Below are 15,273 nucleotides of genomic sequence, written 5' to 3'. Positions count from 1 at the left end.
TCTATTGGTATAGGCGCTTGGCGACCAGCCAGGATGCGGGCAAAGCCGCGACCGCTCCGACGGCTGCGGCGCCCACGATGGCCAGGGCCGAAACCATCCCCGCGGTCAGCACGGCGATAACGGCCGTCCCCACGAGGGCGGTCGCGATCAGGGAATACAGTAGCGCTGAAAGTCTCATCATGGCCAGTCGTCCTTATTGATGGCGTCTGACCCTCAGATTGCCGAAGCGGAAAAAATCGGCCTTGATGCAGATCAGGCTGGGTTCCTACATCCCGGAATCAACCGGGCCGACGTAGTCGCCCCCGCCGTTGACCCAGTCCGAGAACCCACCCAGGTTGTAGACATGCTGATACCCCATGTCCTTGAGCAACTTGCCCGCAAGAGCCGCCCGTCCGCCCGAAGCGCAATGCAGAATGATCGGGCGATCCTTCCGCAGCTCGGGGTCATGCGACTGCAGCGCAGGATCGGCACGAAACTCGAGCATTCCGCGCGAGATATGGTGAGATCCGACGGCGCGACCGGTCTTTTCCAGTTCAGGCGCATCGCGAATGTCCAGCAGCAGCGCACCCTGCTGCAATAGCTCCCTTGCTTGCGCGGCGCTGATACGTTGAACATCAGCATTCGCGGCCTCAAGCATCTCTTGAACGGTCAATGGCATTCGTGCGGTCCCTCCCGGATTTTCACGAATGCTAGCACGGGGCCTTTTGTATTTGTAAGCGCTATAGTCGGCGCCTATTGCTCGCGAAAGGCCCGAGACATGCTGTCGACGATCGGCTTGGCGATATAGGCGGCAAAGGTGCGTTCCTCGGTCTGGATCATGATCTCGGCCGGCATGCCGGGGGTCGGAATGAAGCCCCGTACCCGGTCCATCTCGTCAGGCTCCAAAGACACCCGGGCCAGATAGACCTCTTGAGGTATTCCGCTGGCTTCTTCCAGAACCGCGTCCGCCGAGACGTAAAAAACTTCGCCCGTCAGAACCGGTGTCGTGCGCTGATTTAGAGCCACCAACCGCACGGTCGCGGCCTGGCCGGTCACAACGCTGTCGATATCGGTGCGCGGGATCTGGGCCTCGATGATCAGCGGGGCATCAGCTGGCAGGATTTCGGCAATCGGCTTGCCAGTCTCGATGACGCCGCCCGGCGTGTAATAGTGCAGTCGCACAACCGTGCCATCGACCGGGGCGCGAACCACCGCGCGGGCAAGAACACTGCTGGCCTGGCGCGATTTTTCCCGCACGCTTTCCAGATCCGCCTCGATTACACCCAGTTCGTCCAGCGCTGCTTCGCGATAGGCAGACCGGGTCCGGGTGATCTGCTCTTCGTATTTCAGCAGCATCTGGCTGGTTTCCGAAGCCTCGGCCGCCAGTCGGGCCAACTGCCCGTCCGCTTCGGCCTGGACCCGCCGGATGGTGTTCAACTCACCCTTTCGGACAAGCCCTTTTTCGAACAACGCGTTCTTGGTTTCGTATTCTTCCTGAAGGATCGCCTTGCGGCGCTCCATGCTTTCCAATTGCGCCTCGAAGCCGCTGGCCCTGATCTTCAGCGCCTCGATATTACGTTCGAGAAGAGCAATGTCATTCAGCAGTGTCTTGCGCGAGACTTCAAAACTGAGGCGCTGATTGTCGAGAATGGTCATCACTTCAACGTCGTCGGACGCCTCGATCAGGGCGGGTGAAAACTCCAAAGTGTCCTTTTCGGCGTATTCCGCCAGCAAGCGCTCGACCATCGCCTGAAGGCGGATCTTGCGGATGAACAATTCACGCTCATTTGCCTCGGCCGAGGTCTGGTCGAGTGTCATCAAGACCTGCCCCTCCTGCACGGTCTGGCCTTCGGTGACCAGGATCTGTTCGATGATCCCTCCTTCAAGATGCTGAACGATCTTGTTGCGCCCGGTGGCTACAAAGCTGCCTTGAGCAATCACTGCGGCCGCGAGAGGCGCCTGAAACGACCACAGGCCGAACCCGCCGAAACAGGCGACCAGCAGCACGGTACCCACGACTATGAACTTGGTTATCGATCTCGGAACCTCGGCGTACCAAAGGGCGGGATCGTCTACTTGTACCAACTCGTTCATCTTTACCCCCGTCTACCCTTTCAACTCGGGCTGCTGGCGCGGCCCGTTCAGTTGCTGCAGCACCTGCTCACGCTGACCGAACAGGGCGACCCGCCCGTCCGTCAGCAGCATGATCTTGTCCACCACGTTCAAGAGCGTCGGTTTTTGGGTGATCACGACCACGGTAATCTTGTTTTCCCTCGCCTGCTCGATTGCCCGGGCAAGCGCCTTGTCGCCCGCGACATCCAGGTTCGAGTTCGGCTCGTCCAGAACCACCATCCGCGGATTGCCAAAGAAGGCGCGCGCCAGCGCGATCCGCTGTTTCTGACCGCCAGACAGGGGCGAGCCATCGGCAGCGACCACGGTCTCATACCCCTGTGGCAAGGTGGCGATCATGTTGTGCACGTCGGCCAGAACTGCAGCATCATGAATTTGCTCATCGGTGGCATCGGCGCGCATTCGGCCGATATTGTCCTTGATCGTGCCCGGAAACAGCTGAACGTCCTGCGGCAGGTACCCGATGCTTTCGCCGAACTGGCGCGGATCCCAGTTTCGGATATCCATCAGGTCGAGCCGCATGCTGCCCGAGGTCGGCAGAATCGATCCTACCAGCGTTTTGCCCAGCGTGGTCTTGCCCGCGCCCGAGTTGCCGATGATCGCCAGCGTCTCGCCCGGGTTGAGCGAAAAACTGATGCCGTTGAGAACCACGCGTTTGGTACCCCCGGGTACAAACAGAAGGCGTTCAACATCCACTCGTCCCTCGGGGCGGGGCAAGCGCAGCTTCTCATACTGAAGCGCCGAATTGGACAGCAATGCCTTGATGCGGCTGTAGGCACCGCGGGTCAGCAGGAATGTATTCCAGCCCTCGATTGACCCTTCGATTGGCGCAAAAGCCCGCCCAGCGATGATCGAGGCCGCGATCACCATGCCGCCCGTGATTTCGCCTTGCAGGGCCAGATAGGCCCCCCATCCCAGAATGCCGACCTGCGTCAGCAGGCGTACGGTGCGCGAGATCGCCGCGAACACCACGTTTCGGTCCTGCGCCCGGACCTGCCAGGTCAGGGAGTTGGCGGTGTCGCGTCCCCAGATCCGAACCGCCTCGGGGATCATTGCAAGTGCGTTGATGATCTGGCTGTTCCGCGACATCGAATCCAGATGCTGGTTGGCCAGAGATTGGGCCATGTTGGCCTCGGCAAACGGTTTGGCCGTCATCCGCTGGTTGATCAGCGCGATAACCATCAGGATCACGGCCGTCACCACCACGATCATGCCCAACTCTGGGTGAACCAGAAAAATCATAAGGATGAACAACGGCGCAAAAGGAACATCCAAAAAGGAGAGAAGGGTGCTTGAAACGAGAAAGCCGCGGATTTGCTGCAGATCACCCAGCGTCTGATACTCGCGTCCCGTCCCGTGCAACGAGGCATGCGCTGCGGCACTGAGGGTCGGAGCACCCAGTCGCGCCGCCACTTCGACCCCGGTGCGCATCAACATGAAGCGCCGCACCGCATCGAAAGCCGATTGAAAGATGATTGCCCCGGCCACGATCGCGGTCAGCATGATCAGCGTGTCCAACGAGCGGCTGGTCAGCACCCGGTCACTGATCTGGAACAGGTAGATCGGGATCGCCAGGATCAACAGATTGGTCGCGCAGGTCAGTACCAGAACAAAGGCAAGGTTTCGCCATATCGCTCGCATCGAGGTCCGAAGGGTGCGTTGAAAGTCTTCGGGCGGCGTGCGTTTGTGAAAAGTTTGGGGTGGCCCTTTGCCGCCGCCATCGCTTGAACCAGTGCGCAGCAGCGGCTTGTTCGCTTCGGCCTCGATAGTGGTGCCCATGCGATCCGTCCCACCCGACCGGGACGAGGGGGTCATGCGCGCGGTCGGGCTTTCGGCGGTTTGCGGTTCCGAGTCCTCGGCATTGGCCACCCCTTCGCCGTCACCCGCACGCCCTTCCACGGCGACGGTCTCCGGCGTTTCGCGCCGTCGGGGAGAAGCGGCGCTGAATGTTGTTTCCAGTGTGCTGTCGTCTGTTATTTTCTGATCGGTTTCGTTCCGGGCTTCCGGTGCCGGAGCCGCAGCATTTCGCGCAACCTCATGCTCATTCTGCGCTGTCGCCGGGCCCTCCTGCGCTGCCTTGTTCTGGCTCTGCTCGGTCACGGGCACGCGCATCTCCTTGGTCAGCCTTAGCCGTGCGGTCAGCCGTTCCGCTTCAAATGACGAGCCAGACACCATGTCGCTGGGTCGCAAAGTCAAAGGCTGCCCGCTTCCCGACCGGTCCAGCGGGCTGGCATATCGGGTGCGGCGCGACGAAAAAACGATCGACATAAACAAACCTTCCGGTCACTCGTAAAAAAGGGAAAATCAGGTCAGGATGGATTGCATTCCTACATTGGCGTCCAAGTCTTCGGGGGTCAGGACAGGAGCGGTCGGGCCGCTGACTGCTTGCCCGGCGGTCATTGCCTCCTCCATCAGGATTGCGATGGCTTCATTGGCAAATTCCGGGCCGATCTCATTCTCGGGCAAGTCGATGAGACTGGCCTGGTGCAGCAAAAGCTCGGAATATGCGCCCTGCCCGGCCATGACCACGGAGTCCACACCCAGCTTGTTGATGTTGGCCGCATTCAGCATCGCGTTGCTGCCGGACACGACTTCGGTACTGGCACCGTGCGGACCGGACAGGAAAATGTCATCCTGATCGGCAAGCATCGTGACCTGCTCAAGAATATTCACCTGCAACAGGTTTCCGTCGATCTTCAGAACGCGCATCTGCTCCATACCCGCGAACATCGGATCGTTCAGCAATGCGTCCTCGAGCGCGGCCATGTTCATTTCATTCAGAGCCATGGCCTCGGCCATGTTCTCCTCAAGCGCCTCCTGCAGGTCCAGGCCGTTGGTCATCACCGAAGCCTGGTTCATCAGCAGATTTTCGTTCGCACCTCCGGCAGGTCCGGCTAGGCCGCCTGACACCACGTCGTCATCCATCAGGACAAGCGTCTGGAACAACATGTCGACCGAGATCATGTCGCCGCCGATCATGATCAGGTCATAGTAACTGCCGAGTTGAACAATATCGGCCACGTTGACCATCTGGTTGCCACCCATCGCATACATGGTCGAAGATGCGGAAATCTCGGTCTGGATATGGTCGATGTCGGTGGCGTTGATGACCTGCTTGAGGAAGTTGGCAACCACCAGATCGCCATGGATCCAGTCGACGGTCAAAAAGGACGGCTGCCCGGCCCCACCAGCGACAGCCGAGGTTTCGGCAAGCCAGGGCGCAGGATTCGCCTCGGTTTCAATCCGGGCGGATTGGACGACGTTGGTGCCCGCACCGCTGCCGGTGTTTCCGACATCAACATCTGATACCAGCGCGACCTGGCTGATCATCGTCAGGCTGATTGCTTGTCCACCCACGGCGATGAAGGGGGCGTCCACCCAACCGACGTTCAGCGCGACTTCGTTGATTGCAAGATTGCCGCCGGTGACAACGGAATGACCCTCGTGCGACTCCGGCCCTTCGGACTGGTTCCACTCGGCCGGATAGGACTGTGACACCAGATTTTCCTCAGCCTCCTCGGGCTGGTGGTAGGCCGGCAGAAGATCGCTCCAGACCGGAGCCTCCGACACGTGTTGACCGTTGACGATGATGCCTTCCGCGTCTTCACCATGGAATTGGTGAACCGTGACACCTTGTACCGATCCGTTCATCGGTGTCGTTATCTGTTCGACCAGCGTATCCAGGTATTCTGGCGTCATGTAGTCCGGTATCGCCAGTGAAGGCACCGCCATCGCATGAAGCGACTGCGCCACGTCCAGCGCGGCCTCGGCCTGCGCAGTCAGCATCGCCGCATCGCGGAAGTCGCCCGCGCCGACGGTATCATTGTCGCGCAGGACCAATGTCTGGAATGTGTAAGTGACGGCAGACCCTATCAGGTCGCTGACGACCTGAGGCTGCAGCATCAAGAATTGCGGCCCGACCGAGATGGGCAATTCGGACTGCGGAACAAATCCGCCCGGCGCCAATGGGTCACCGATCTGGATGCTCGACTCGAGCATCGGACCGGCCGGAGGCAGCGGCAACTGCGGGTCCGCGGGCGGTTCGGGGAAACGGTAGGGAAGCGGGTCGTAGTCCTTGGGCTTCAGATCCAGATCGGCCTTGACGACAATCCTGATCGGATCCTCCAGGCCTTCAACTTCGGCCAGCCGTCGAAGCGCCGTAAACTCCTCGTATTGCTGCCGCAGGATGGCCTGTTCCATCGTGAGCTGAAAAGTACCGATAAAATGGGCGATCGTTTCCGTAATGCTGTCAAGTGACATCTGGACTATCCCTGTCACCCTTTCCGGCAGAAAATTTCCGGGTCTGGGTTAAGTTGGACCGAGGCCATGAAGCACGGCCCCGGTGTTTTCATCAAAGACCGGAGGCCGAAATCGCGGCCTCCGGGGTCAGGCATTATGCCTCGGTGTCGTCGCTCGCGTAGGTCGAGCTCATCGAACCGCCAACCATCGTGGTATCGACCGAGTTGCCAAGCACGTTGGCGCCCATGACGATTGTCTGGTTGAAGGCCGAGGTATCGACCACTGCTGCTGCCGACGCGTAGGATTCACCAGTGACGATACCGTCGCCACCATTGTTGGAACCCCAGGTGCCGCCATTGCCGCCGGCTCCGCCGTCACCCGAATAGGCGCCGGCCGCGCTGCCACCGGTGACTGCGCCACCCGTGGTATCGCCGGACATGGCGCTACCCATGGCGTAGCCGCTGGTACCGCCATTGGCCGCAGACGCACCGCCTGCACCACCGGCTCCCGAGCTGGCCGCGCCAGTCGCGCTGCCGGATCCGGTCGAGGTGGCATCGTTGTCGGTGTACGACGCGCCGCCGTATCCCGCGATGGCTTCGGCCAAGCTGTCGGCGGAACCGTTTGTGTCAGCGTCAGCAAAGACTTCTGCCGCACCACCGGTACCGGCCGTGTTGACCGCGTCCGCAGAACCCGCACCGTTACCGGACGAGGTGGACGTGGGCGTCGTGGTCCCACCGGCTCCGCCAGCGCCTTCTGCACTGGACGAACCCGAACCGGTTCCATTTGCCGCGCCATTGGCCGCGTTCGAACCGCCGGCTCCGCCGGTTCCGGTCGACGTCTGCGGGTTGCTGGCCGCACCGTTCACGTCACCGGGCGACTGACTGATATTCGGACCGCTTGCTGCCAGATCGCCGACGCCCTGTGCGCCAGAGTTGGCTGCCGAGCTGCCGCCCGTGCCCGCTCCGCCGGACCCTGCGCCACCGGTTCCGGCACCGCCGGTTCCTGCGCCGCCGGTTCCGGCACCACCGGTGCCCGCTCCGCCGGTACCCGGGTTGTTGCCTGTGGTTCCGCCGCCGCCGGTCGCAGCGTCGGTATCAGCCGCATTCAAGGCCGGACCACCATCCGCGATTTCCTGGTTCAGCGCCGCGATGGCTGCTTCGACCATGGCCGAGAATCCGCCGGATCCCTCGCCACCAGAGCCTTCGCCACCAGCACCTTCACCACCCGAGCCCGAGCCGCCGGAACCCGTGCCACCGGAACCAGACCCGCCGGTGCCATTGGCGCCACTTTGCGCGCCGCTGCCAGCCATGCCCGCACCCGTGTTGCTTCCGGCCGTCGCTTCATTCGCTTCGGTCGTACCGGTGCTATTGTTCGATGCAGAACCCGAGTTCGATGACTCGCCGTTGCCGCCATTGGCGCCGTTCGCACCCGACTCGTTTCCGGCCAGGCCAAGGCCCGCGCCGATCGAACCGGTCGCGTTTTCACCACCGTTGGCATTGCCTTCCGAGTTGGCGCCGGACAGTCCCAGACCAAGGCCAAGACCGATCGAGCCGGCATTACCGCCTTCACCGCCAGTTCCCTGGCCGTTGGCATTCGAACTGCCGGTGTTGTTGGCGCTGGAGGTGCTGTTGGCGTTGCCGCCATTGCCAGCCGTGCTTTCGCCACTGGCTTCGGCGCCCGACAGACCAAGACCCAGGCTCGTGTTGTTGGCGCCGCCCGAAGCCGCACCGTTGCCGCCTTGCGAAGCCGCGCCGGCATTGCCGGTGTGGCCGCCCAGCGCGAATGCGTGGCTGCCATTGGTCTCGCCGCTTGCTGCACCGCCGTAGCTGGTTCCGCCAGAACCCGAGTTACCGCCGCCGGAGGAGGAACCGATGCCTTCTTCGGCATAGGCCGAACCGCCCGTCGCGCTGCCGTTCTGATAGAACGAGCCGTCATTCGACAGGCTGGGCGAATCCAGCGTGTCATCGTCACTCAGGCTGGCCAACTGGTTGTTGATCGACGACATGTCATTGCCGTCACCATTCATCGAGATGGACAGGTTCAGATCATCGCCGGGATCATAATTCACGTCGTTTCCGGCCGTGATGACATCACCGATCGATGCCGAGTCACCGATATCCAGATCGACCTGGTCATCGTCGCGCGGGATCCACTCGCCTTCACCGAAATCGATGTTGATCGAGTTTGCGATGCTGTTGCTGTCATCGCCGCCATTGACGTTCGATTGTTGCTGACCTTGCTGTTGGCCCTGCTGCTGCGCTTGGCCCTGATCCTGACCCTGGGCCTGTTCGTTTGCAACCTCGGTCGCCTGAGCCTGAGCCTGGTTCTGTTCGTCTTCGTTGTTTGCAGCGTTTTGAACTTCCTGACCCTGCTGCTGTTGCTGCGCGGTCAGTTCGGCCTCGATATTTGCTTCTTCAACGGGAATTTCCACCGAGATCGGAGCTTCGAGATTTTCAACATTAACTTCGTCAACGGTCGTGACATTGGTATTGTTCACATTGCGTCGCATAACAATCTTCCATTTTTGAAGCGCCAGACCGCCATTCATCTACAAAGCGATATTCGGCGCGGTTGAAAAATATTATTGAGCATCCATTCGCGAAACTGCGCATGTCTGCGGCCTTGTCTTTCGAATGATGTGTTGTCACCCCCCTTTTCTCGGCCAAGCCGATTCCGTGACTGCTCAAAATCACGCGAAAATACGCGGGCCGCAGACACGCCAGGTACAAGTACACTTCGCAAATTGAAGCACGACACAGGGTACAGATGCCGTTCGGCCTGCCTAGCTGGCAGAAAGTATTAACATCACTAAAAGGCTGATTTGCTTGATGTATTACTCGAACACGCATTTCATGGCCGAGTTCGGAGCCGAATTGGCCAGCGACAAAGGTTGGTGAATTAAAGTTCTTTGTATCCAGATATTTAAGCGGTCCGACCGTCAAACGGCCTTAATCGAAAGTTCTAAACTCTGGTGATTCTCAAAGCCGTACAGTTGTCGAAAACTGAACTTTCTGGTATACTCAATACATAATTTTAATTGTTTTTTTTCAGTTTCACCTCGGCCAATAACGGCCAATTCAGGACGTAATCCGGGGTATTTAGGGGGGCACAAGAATGAGCATTTCCGAATTAAGTAACAGTTCCTGCACGATCGACGAAAACGAAGATTTTATGATTGTTTTTATTGGGAAAGAGCTCTTCTACTCCAACCAAACCCTGCGAAGCGTTCAGCACGAATTCGGTGTGGCAGCCCATCGGTTTGAATCTCTCGCGGCATTCTTGTCCCAAGCCAGCAATGCTGAGGGTTCCGGCAAGATTGTTGTCGTGGATCAGATCATGATGGAGGATCTGCTGGCCCGTCCCTCCGATTATGTCCGATCGTCCATGCCGGGATGCCTTGCCTTCGCATACCGCAAAGAGGACGCAGCCCGTTTCGTTTTCGAGCGATGGGACCGATCCCGGTACGGATCAATCGGGTTTCTTCCGATGAACGTCGCTCCGGACGCATGGCGCGCGATCCTGCGGCTGCTGATGCATGAAGAGTTGTACCTGCCGGGATTTGTGGCCAATTGCGTTGCATCGAAGCCGTGCGCGAAAACCCCAACTGCAGCCCGGGAAACTCCGAAATCCCCTGCGGCTGGCCCTCTGTTGTCTAAACTGACCAGGCGCGAGAAGCAGGTTCTGCAGCTTGTCTCCGAAGGCAAAAGCAACAAGGCTATCGCTGCCCAGTTGGGTATCACCGAACACACGGTCAAGCTGCACATGCACAACGTGTCGGGCAAGATCGGTGTCAGCAACAGAACGGCAGCGGCGCATTTCTTCTTTGAGGCGGCGGCGCAAGACGCGCACCGAACTTCGGTTGACTGACGACTTCGAAGCCAGGTTCGATCGGTTGATCCTTTTGGTCGGCCGCCTGAACTATGTCTGGACGAACACCGAAAGCCTGCTGATACATCTGATTGCCGGCCTCTCGGGGACCAGCAAAGACGTAGCCGTCATCACTTTCCTCACCCTGAACACGACCCGCGCCCGAATTGATCTGGTCGAGCGTCTGGCAAAGATGGACGGAAGGCCGGTCTCGGTTCGTGATCCTATCCTTGAGCACACGCAGCGGCTCAGCCGTCTGTCGGGCATACGCAACAAGTTCAACCACTGCATCTATTCCTTCGACCAGGAAACCGGGAATCCCAAGACGATCCTGATGCGCATTGCCGATCGAAAAACCGACATCAAGCTGGGGCGCGAAGATACGGTCGACGAACAGGCGATGCAGGAAATCGAGGATGTCGTAGCGCAGCTGTCGGCGGCGAACCAGGACATATGGCGGCTGATCTCCAAGCTGGGTTATCCGGTCTGACGATCGCCCTCGGCCAAGCCGACCATTGTGTTTGGTGCGGGCGGTGGGACTCGAACCCACACGGCGCTAAGGCCTTCGGATTTTAAGTCCGATATGTCTACCATTCCATCACGCCCGCATCCGGCCGGTCTGGTGCACCGGCAACGGATCACGTGCCGAACACTTACACGCACCCATTCCGATTGCAAAGACCGCAAGCAGTTAATTCGCCAGCCTGATCAACGCCGTGCGGTTCAGTGCAAGCAGCCAATTTCCCAAGGGAAGAAGAAGCGCGCAATTCTCGCATTCCACCCCTTTGCCTTGACAGATCGACTGCATTTCTATGACGTCTGCCGGATCGTTGAGGGAGGCCGCGATGAAGACCGTCACCAACCCGTATCGGGGCAAAGGCAAACTGCTTTCTCAGGCACCCTTCCCTTCAACCAACTCGAACCGGTTGGCACAGCTTCTTTCTCTGTGCCCGGCCTCCGGCTTGACACCACTGGCCGAAGCGTCGGGTTTGGCGCCCGTTTCCCGCCTTTGGATCAAAGATGAACGGACGCGGATGAATCTCGGGTCGTTCAAGGCATTGGGCGCGGCCTATGTCATCGCCTGTCAAGCGAGCGAGGCCACCGAGACACCCGACAACACATCCCTTGCCGGCCGCACTTATGTTACGGCCAGCGCCGGGAACCACGGCCTCAGCATGGCTGCGGGTGCACGCGTTTTTGGTGCGAATGCCGTGGTGTTCATTTCTGAAACCGTGCCCGAAAGCTTTGCGCAGCGCCTTGCGGCGCAAGGTGCGCGAGTGGTGCGCGAAGGCGTCGATTACGCCGCAAGCATGAACGCCGCGAGCCGCGCGGCGAACGACAACGACTGGACGCTTCTGTCAGACAGCTCTTGGGAAGGGTATTATGACCTGCCCCATCTCTTGATGGAGGGGTACGTTCAAATGGCCGTCGAGGCGGTTGATCAATGTCCCGAACCTCCGACATTGATCCTGCTGCAGGCCGGAGTGGGAGGCATGGCGGGCGCCGTTGCCGCATGTTTCCGAAAGGCTTGGGGAGACGACCCCAGGATCGTCGTGGTCGAACCGGCCGCAGCCCCGGCGCTGATGGCCAGCATCCAAGCCGGCGCGCCGGTCTTTGCAGACGGTCCGGACAGCATCATGGGACGGCTGGATTGCAAGGAGCCATCGCTGATTGCGCTGAATGGATTGGCGCGGGATGCCGATCTGTTTCTGACGCTGGACGATGACACCGTGGCCGCTCAGCTTCCAGTCATGGCAGAGGCCGGGTTCGAAACGACTGCGTCAGGCGGGGCCGGACTGGCTGCCGTTCTGGATGCCGATAGCCGCAACTTGCTCAAAATCGGACCACAGGACCGCGTTTTGTGCGTCGTGACCGAGCAAGCCTCATGAGAGGGTTCGAACAAGCCGAATTCGAGGACAGAACTTCGCGTGCGCAGGATCTCATGCAAGAGCATGGACTGGACGCCCTGCTGCTGACGACCGAGCCCGACGTCCGGTATTTCAGCGGCTTTCTGACCCGGTTCTGGGAAAGCCCGACGCGCCCCTGGTTCCTTGTCGTTCCTGCGACCGGTAAACCTATCGCCGTGATCCCGTCGATTGGAGCGGCCTTGATGGCGCAGACCTGGATCGAAGACATCCGCACTTGGACCGCCCCGGATCTGGCAGACGACGGAGTATCGTTGCTGGCCGAAACCCTACGCGAACTCGTTCCGGACGACGGCTTGATCGGATGCCCCGACGGGCATGAAACGCACCTGCGGATGCCGCTCGCAGATTTGGCGCGTCTGAAATCCGAAGTCAACCGCCGCAGGATCGCCAGCGACGCAGGCATTCTGCGCGACCTGCGCATGGTCAAATCCCAAGCCGAAATCAAAAAGATCCAAACCGCGTGCCGGATCGCAGGGGAAGCTTTTGAGCGGGTTCCTGAGATTGCATCGGCCGGTGTTCCTCTGGATCAGGTCTTTCGACGGTTTCAGATGTTGTGTCTCGATGAAGGCGCCGATTGGGTGCCTTATCTTGCCGGCGCTGCCGACCTGGGCGGATATGACGACGTGATCTCACCGGCAACCCAACGACCGTTGAAGCCGGGCGACGTGCTTGTGTTGGATACCGGGCTGGTCTGGGATGGGTATTTTTGCGATTTCGACCGCAACTGGTCCGTCGGCCCGGCCAGTCCGGCCGTGCGCGCGGCGCACCACGCGCTGATCGATGCCACCGAGGCTGCGTTCGAGCAGGCCAGACCGGGCGCGACGGCCTCGGACCTGTATCACGCGATGAACTCGGTCCTGTCCCATGGCGGCGGCGGGACCGAAGCCGGGCGCCTGGGCCACGGGTTGGGCATGTCATTGACCGAGTGGCCTTCGCTCATCCCATCGGATCACACGGTTCTGAAACCCGGAATGGTGTTGACGCTGGAGCCAGGTATTGAGGTCGGTAGCAAAATACTTGTGCACGAGGAAAACGTGCTGATCACCGAAGGCGCACCCCGGTTCCTGAGTCCCAAAGCAGGACGGGAGATTCCCGAGCTATGACAACACTGCCATTTTCTCTGGACACGGATGACCCGGGTATATCTCCGCTTGGCCTGATCGTTTTGCAGACAGACGAAACGATCGAAGGCGATTTCCGCAGGCTTTTTGCCGGCGACCCGTCACCCGTTTATGTCTCGCGCATAACCAGCGACCCGCAGGTCACGACCAAGACGTTGACCCGCATGAAACATGCGCTTCCAGCGGCGGCAGATTTACTGCCCAAGGCGCACCCCTTCCGGGCTGTGGGTTACGCCTGCACCTCGGCAAGCTCGGTCATCGGATCGGAAAAGGTCGAAGAACTGGTAAAGCAGACTTGTGACGTGCAAACGGTGACCAACCCTCTGCGCGCCGCGGTTGCTCAGGCGCGCGAATTGGGTGTGTCACGCTTTGCACTGCTGTCCCCTTATGAGGAGCAGGTCAACACGGCGCTTCGCGCGGCCTTCGCCGATCAAGGGATCCTCATGGATGTGTTCGGCACCTTTGGGATTTCCGAAGAAGCAAAGGTCGTCCGGATATCAACGCAATCCATCGTTGACGCCGCGGTGAGGCTGGGTTCGGACAGAGCGGTCGAAGCTGTTTTTCTCAGCTGCACCAACCTTCGCACGTTGGACGCCATCCCGCAGATCCATGAACAGATTGGCAAACCGGTCTTGTCCAGCAATCAGGCCCTTGCGTGGCACATGCAGCGCCTCAACACTGCGCAAAATCGCTGAATTCCCCCCAATGGGGATTGGTTTTTGTCATTGAGTCTTGCCAGCCGGACATTGCTGCGTCTTTAATGTGCTCAGGGATCAATGAAATCCGGACCAACCGGATCAAGAATTGACGCAACAGGGGGTCTTGTGACCGGCACTTCTAGCGACGCCGCGTTTGTCGAATTTCAACGCGTTCAAAAATCGTATGACGGCGAAAATCTTGTCGTCAAAGACCTTAACCTCGCGATGCCAAAGGGCGAGTTTCTGACAATGTTGGGCCCATCGGGATCTGGCAAGACCACTTGCCTGATGATGCTGGCCGGGTTCGAAACTGCGACGCATGGCGAAATTCTGTTGGACGGGCGACCGATCAACAACATTCCGCCGCACAAGCGTGGCATCGGGATGGTGTTTCAGAACTATGCCCTGTTCCCGCACATGACGGTGGCCGAGAACCTCGCCTTTCCGCTGGAAGTCCGAAAAATCGGCAAATCCGAGCGCGAAGAAAAGGTCCAGCGCGCCCTCGACATGGTGCAGATGGGTGCCTTCGGCAGCCGCAGACCCGCGCAGCTGTCGGGCGGACAACAACAGCGTATCGCCTTGGCCCGCGCGCTGGTCTTCGAACCCGAATTGGTTCTGATGGACGAACCGCTGGGCGCATTGGACAAACAGCTGCGCGAGCACATGCAGTTTGAAATCACGCGTCTGGCCCATGAATTGGGGATCACGACCGTCTATGTGACCCACGACCAGACCGAAGCGCTGACCATGTCGGATCGCGTAGCGGTCTTTGACGATGGGCGGATCCAGCAGCTTGCACCGCCGGACCAGCTTTATGAAGAACCGGAGAACAGTTTCGTTGCGCAGTTCATCGGTGAGAACAACACGCTGGAAGGCGTTCTGAAATCCGTCGATGGCGGGAAATGCGTCGTCACGCTGGACGATGGATCCGAGATCGACGCGGTTCCGATCAACGTGAGCCAACCGGGGGAACGGACCAAGGTCTCGATCCGGCCCGAGCGCGTGGAATTCAACAAGGATCGCCTCAGCCCCGAAGCGCATACGCTCAAGGCTGTGGTCAAGGAATTCATCTACATGGGCGATGTATTCAGGTTCCGCATGTCGGTGGCCGGCAATGATGAATTCATCGTCAAGACCCGGAATGCCCCTGACGCCGTCAGGCTGACACCGGGTCAGGAGATCGAGATCGGATGGCTGGCGCAGGATTGCCGCGCTCTGGACGCCTAGGCGCGCCCGGCTTCGCAATCCGCCCCCAAGCCGAAAGAACCGACCGACGAAAACCCGTGCGTTGGTCGACAAATCATAAAACGG

The 15,273-nt window shown here is 59.8% G+C and carries 12 protein-coding genes and 1 tRNA gene; 6 read left to right on the top strand and 7 right to left on the bottom strand.

The window, feature by feature from the left end:
• Window position 1: 1 nt before the first annotated feature.
• The 6 genes from ACR3EL_RS04775 to ACR3EL_RS04750 all read right to left on the bottom strand — a co-directional run bounded on the left by ACR3EL_RS04775 (window position 2) and on the right by ACR3EL_RS04750 (window position 8,857).
• Window positions 2–181, bottom strand: a complete 180-nt coding sequence (locus ACR3EL_RS04775; RefSeq protein WP_170337638.1) for a hypothetical protein — start codon at window positions 179–181, stop codon at window positions 2–4.
• An 84-nt stretch (window positions 182–265) separates the two neighbouring features.
• Window positions 266–658: a rhodanese-like domain-containing protein gene (locus ACR3EL_RS04770; RefSeq protein ID WP_480720647.1), complete on the bottom strand. Its 393-nt coding sequence runs from the start codon at window positions 656–658 to the stop codon at window positions 266–268.
• 74 nt (window positions 659–732) lie between these two features.
• Window positions 733–2,073 (bottom strand): HlyD family type I secretion periplasmic adaptor subunit, encoded by a 1,341-nt coding sequence (locus ACR3EL_RS04765; protein WP_170449303.1) that lies wholly within the window; start codon window positions 2,071–2,073, stop codon window positions 733–735.
• Between the two features lie 12 nt (window positions 2,074–2,085).
• Window positions 2,086–4,377 (bottom strand): type I secretion system permease/ATPase, encoded by a 2,292-nt coding sequence (locus ACR3EL_RS04760; protein ID WP_480720645.1) that lies wholly within the window; start codon window positions 4,375–4,377, stop codon window positions 2,086–2,088.
• 36 nt (window positions 4,378–4,413) lie between these two features.
• Window positions 4,414–6,369: a type I secretion protein gene (locus ACR3EL_RS04755; RefSeq protein ID WP_480720644.1), complete on the bottom strand. Its 1,956-nt coding sequence runs from the start codon at window positions 6,367–6,369 to the stop codon at window positions 4,414–4,416.
• A 133-nt stretch (window positions 6,370–6,502) separates the two neighbouring features.
• Window positions 6,503–8,857 carry a hypothetical protein gene (locus tag ACR3EL_RS04750; protein WP_170337631.1) on the bottom strand — a complete coding sequence of 785 codons (2,355 nt, stop codon included), beginning with the start codon at window positions 8,855–8,857 and terminating at the stop codon, window positions 6,503–6,505.
• A gap of 605 nt (window positions 8,858–9,462) precedes the next feature.
• On the opposite strand from ACR3EL_RS04750, the gene ACR3EL_RS04745 reads away from it, so the two are divergent.
• A complete protein-coding gene (locus tag ACR3EL_RS04745; RefSeq protein WP_170337630.1) occupies window positions 9,463–10,215 on the top strand; it encodes a helix-turn-helix transcriptional regulator in 753 nt (250 codons plus the stop codon).
• A complete protein-coding gene (locus ACR3EL_RS04740; protein WP_170337628.1) occupies window positions 10,208–10,705 on the top strand; it encodes a hypothetical protein in 498 nt (165 codons plus the stop codon). Before ACR3EL_RS04745 ends, ACR3EL_RS04740 begins: the two co-directional genes overlap by 8 nt.
• A gap of 32 nt (window positions 10,706–10,737) precedes the next feature.
• Here the strand turns inward: ACR3EL_RS04740 and ACR3EL_RS04735 are convergent.
• Window positions 10,738–10,823, bottom strand: a tRNA-Leu gene (locus ACR3EL_RS04735).
• Between the two features lie 237 nt (window positions 10,824–11,060).
• Between ACR3EL_RS04735 and ACR3EL_RS04730 the strand changes: the two genes are divergently transcribed.
• The 4 genes from ACR3EL_RS04730 to ACR3EL_RS04715 all read left to right on the top strand — a co-directional run bounded on the left by ACR3EL_RS04730 (window position 11,061) and on the right by ACR3EL_RS04715 (window position 15,189).
• Entirely contained in the window at window positions 11,061–12,104 is a 1,044-nt protein-coding gene (locus ACR3EL_RS04730) for a pyridoxal-phosphate dependent enzyme (RefSeq protein ID WP_480720640.1), read from the top strand.
• The gene (locus ACR3EL_RS04725) at window positions 12,101–13,246 is read left to right on the top strand and encodes a M24 family metallopeptidase (protein ID WP_170337624.1); all 1,146 of its coding nucleotides are present in this window, start codon (window positions 12,101–12,103) and stop codon (window positions 13,244–13,246) included. The genes ACR3EL_RS04730 and ACR3EL_RS04725 overlap by 4 nt, the downstream gene beginning before the upstream one ends.
• Entirely contained in the window at window positions 13,243–13,959 is a 717-nt protein-coding gene (locus tag ACR3EL_RS04720; protein ID WP_170337622.1) for a maleate cis-trans isomerase family protein, read from the top strand. Before ACR3EL_RS04725 ends, ACR3EL_RS04720 begins: the two co-directional genes overlap by 4 nt.
• Before the next feature lie 81 nt (window positions 13,960–14,040).
• The gene (locus ACR3EL_RS04715; RefSeq protein ID WP_174819681.1) at window positions 14,041–15,189 is read left to right on the top strand and encodes an ABC transporter ATP-binding protein; all 1,149 of its coding nucleotides are present in this window, start codon (window positions 14,041–14,043) and stop codon (window positions 15,187–15,189) included.
• The last annotated feature ends 84 nt before the right edge of the window (window positions 15,190–15,273 follow it).

The sequence above is a fragment of the Ruegeria sp. BJ3 genome (assembly GCF_056535665.1).
The sequence above is the reverse complement of the archived record's forward strand: the minus strand, read 5'-3'. Positions and strand labels throughout refer to the sequence as shown.

Bases quoted from the DNA above. Each gene is read 5' to 3' on its own strand.
- ACR3EL_RS04775 (WP_170337638.1), bottom strand. From the start codon at position 181: ATGATGAGACTTTCAGCGCTACTGTATTCCCTGATCGCGACCGCCCTC.
- ACR3EL_RS04770 (WP_480720647.1), bottom strand. From the start codon at position 658: ATGCCATTGACCGTTCAAGAGATGCTTGAGGCCGCGAATGCTGATGTT.
- ACR3EL_RS04765 (WP_170449303.1), bottom strand. From the start codon at position 2,073: ATGAACGAGTTGGTACAAGTAGACGATCCCGCCCTTTGGTACGCCGAG.
- ACR3EL_RS04760 (WP_480720645.1), bottom strand. From the start codon at position 4,377: ATGTCGATCGTTTTTTCGTCGCGCCGCACCCGATATGCCAGCCCGCTG.
- ACR3EL_RS04755 (WP_480720644.1), bottom strand. From the start codon at position 6,369: ATGTCACTTGACAGCATTACGGAAACGATCGCCCATTTTATCGGTACT.
- ACR3EL_RS04750 (WP_170337631.1), bottom strand. From the start codon at position 8,857: ATGCGACGCAATGTGAACAATACCAATGTCACGACCGTTGACGAAGTT.
- ACR3EL_RS04745 (WP_170337630.1), top strand. From the start codon at position 9,463: ATGAGCATTTCCGAATTAAGTAACAGTTCCTGCACGATCGACGAAAAC.
- ACR3EL_RS04730 (WP_480720640.1), top strand. From the start codon at position 11,061: ATGAAGACCGTCACCAACCCGTATCGGGGCAAAGGCAAACTGCTTTCT.
- ACR3EL_RS04725 (WP_170337624.1), top strand. From the start codon at position 12,101: ATGAGAGGGTTCGAACAAGCCGAATTCGAGGACAGAACTTCGCGTGCG.
- ACR3EL_RS04720 (WP_170337622.1), top strand. From the start codon at position 13,243: ATGACAACACTGCCATTTTCTCTGGACACGGATGACCCGGGTATATCT.
- ACR3EL_RS04715 (WP_174819681.1), top strand. From the start codon at position 14,041: ATGAAATCCGGACCAACCGGATCAAGAATTGACGCAACAGGGGGTCTT.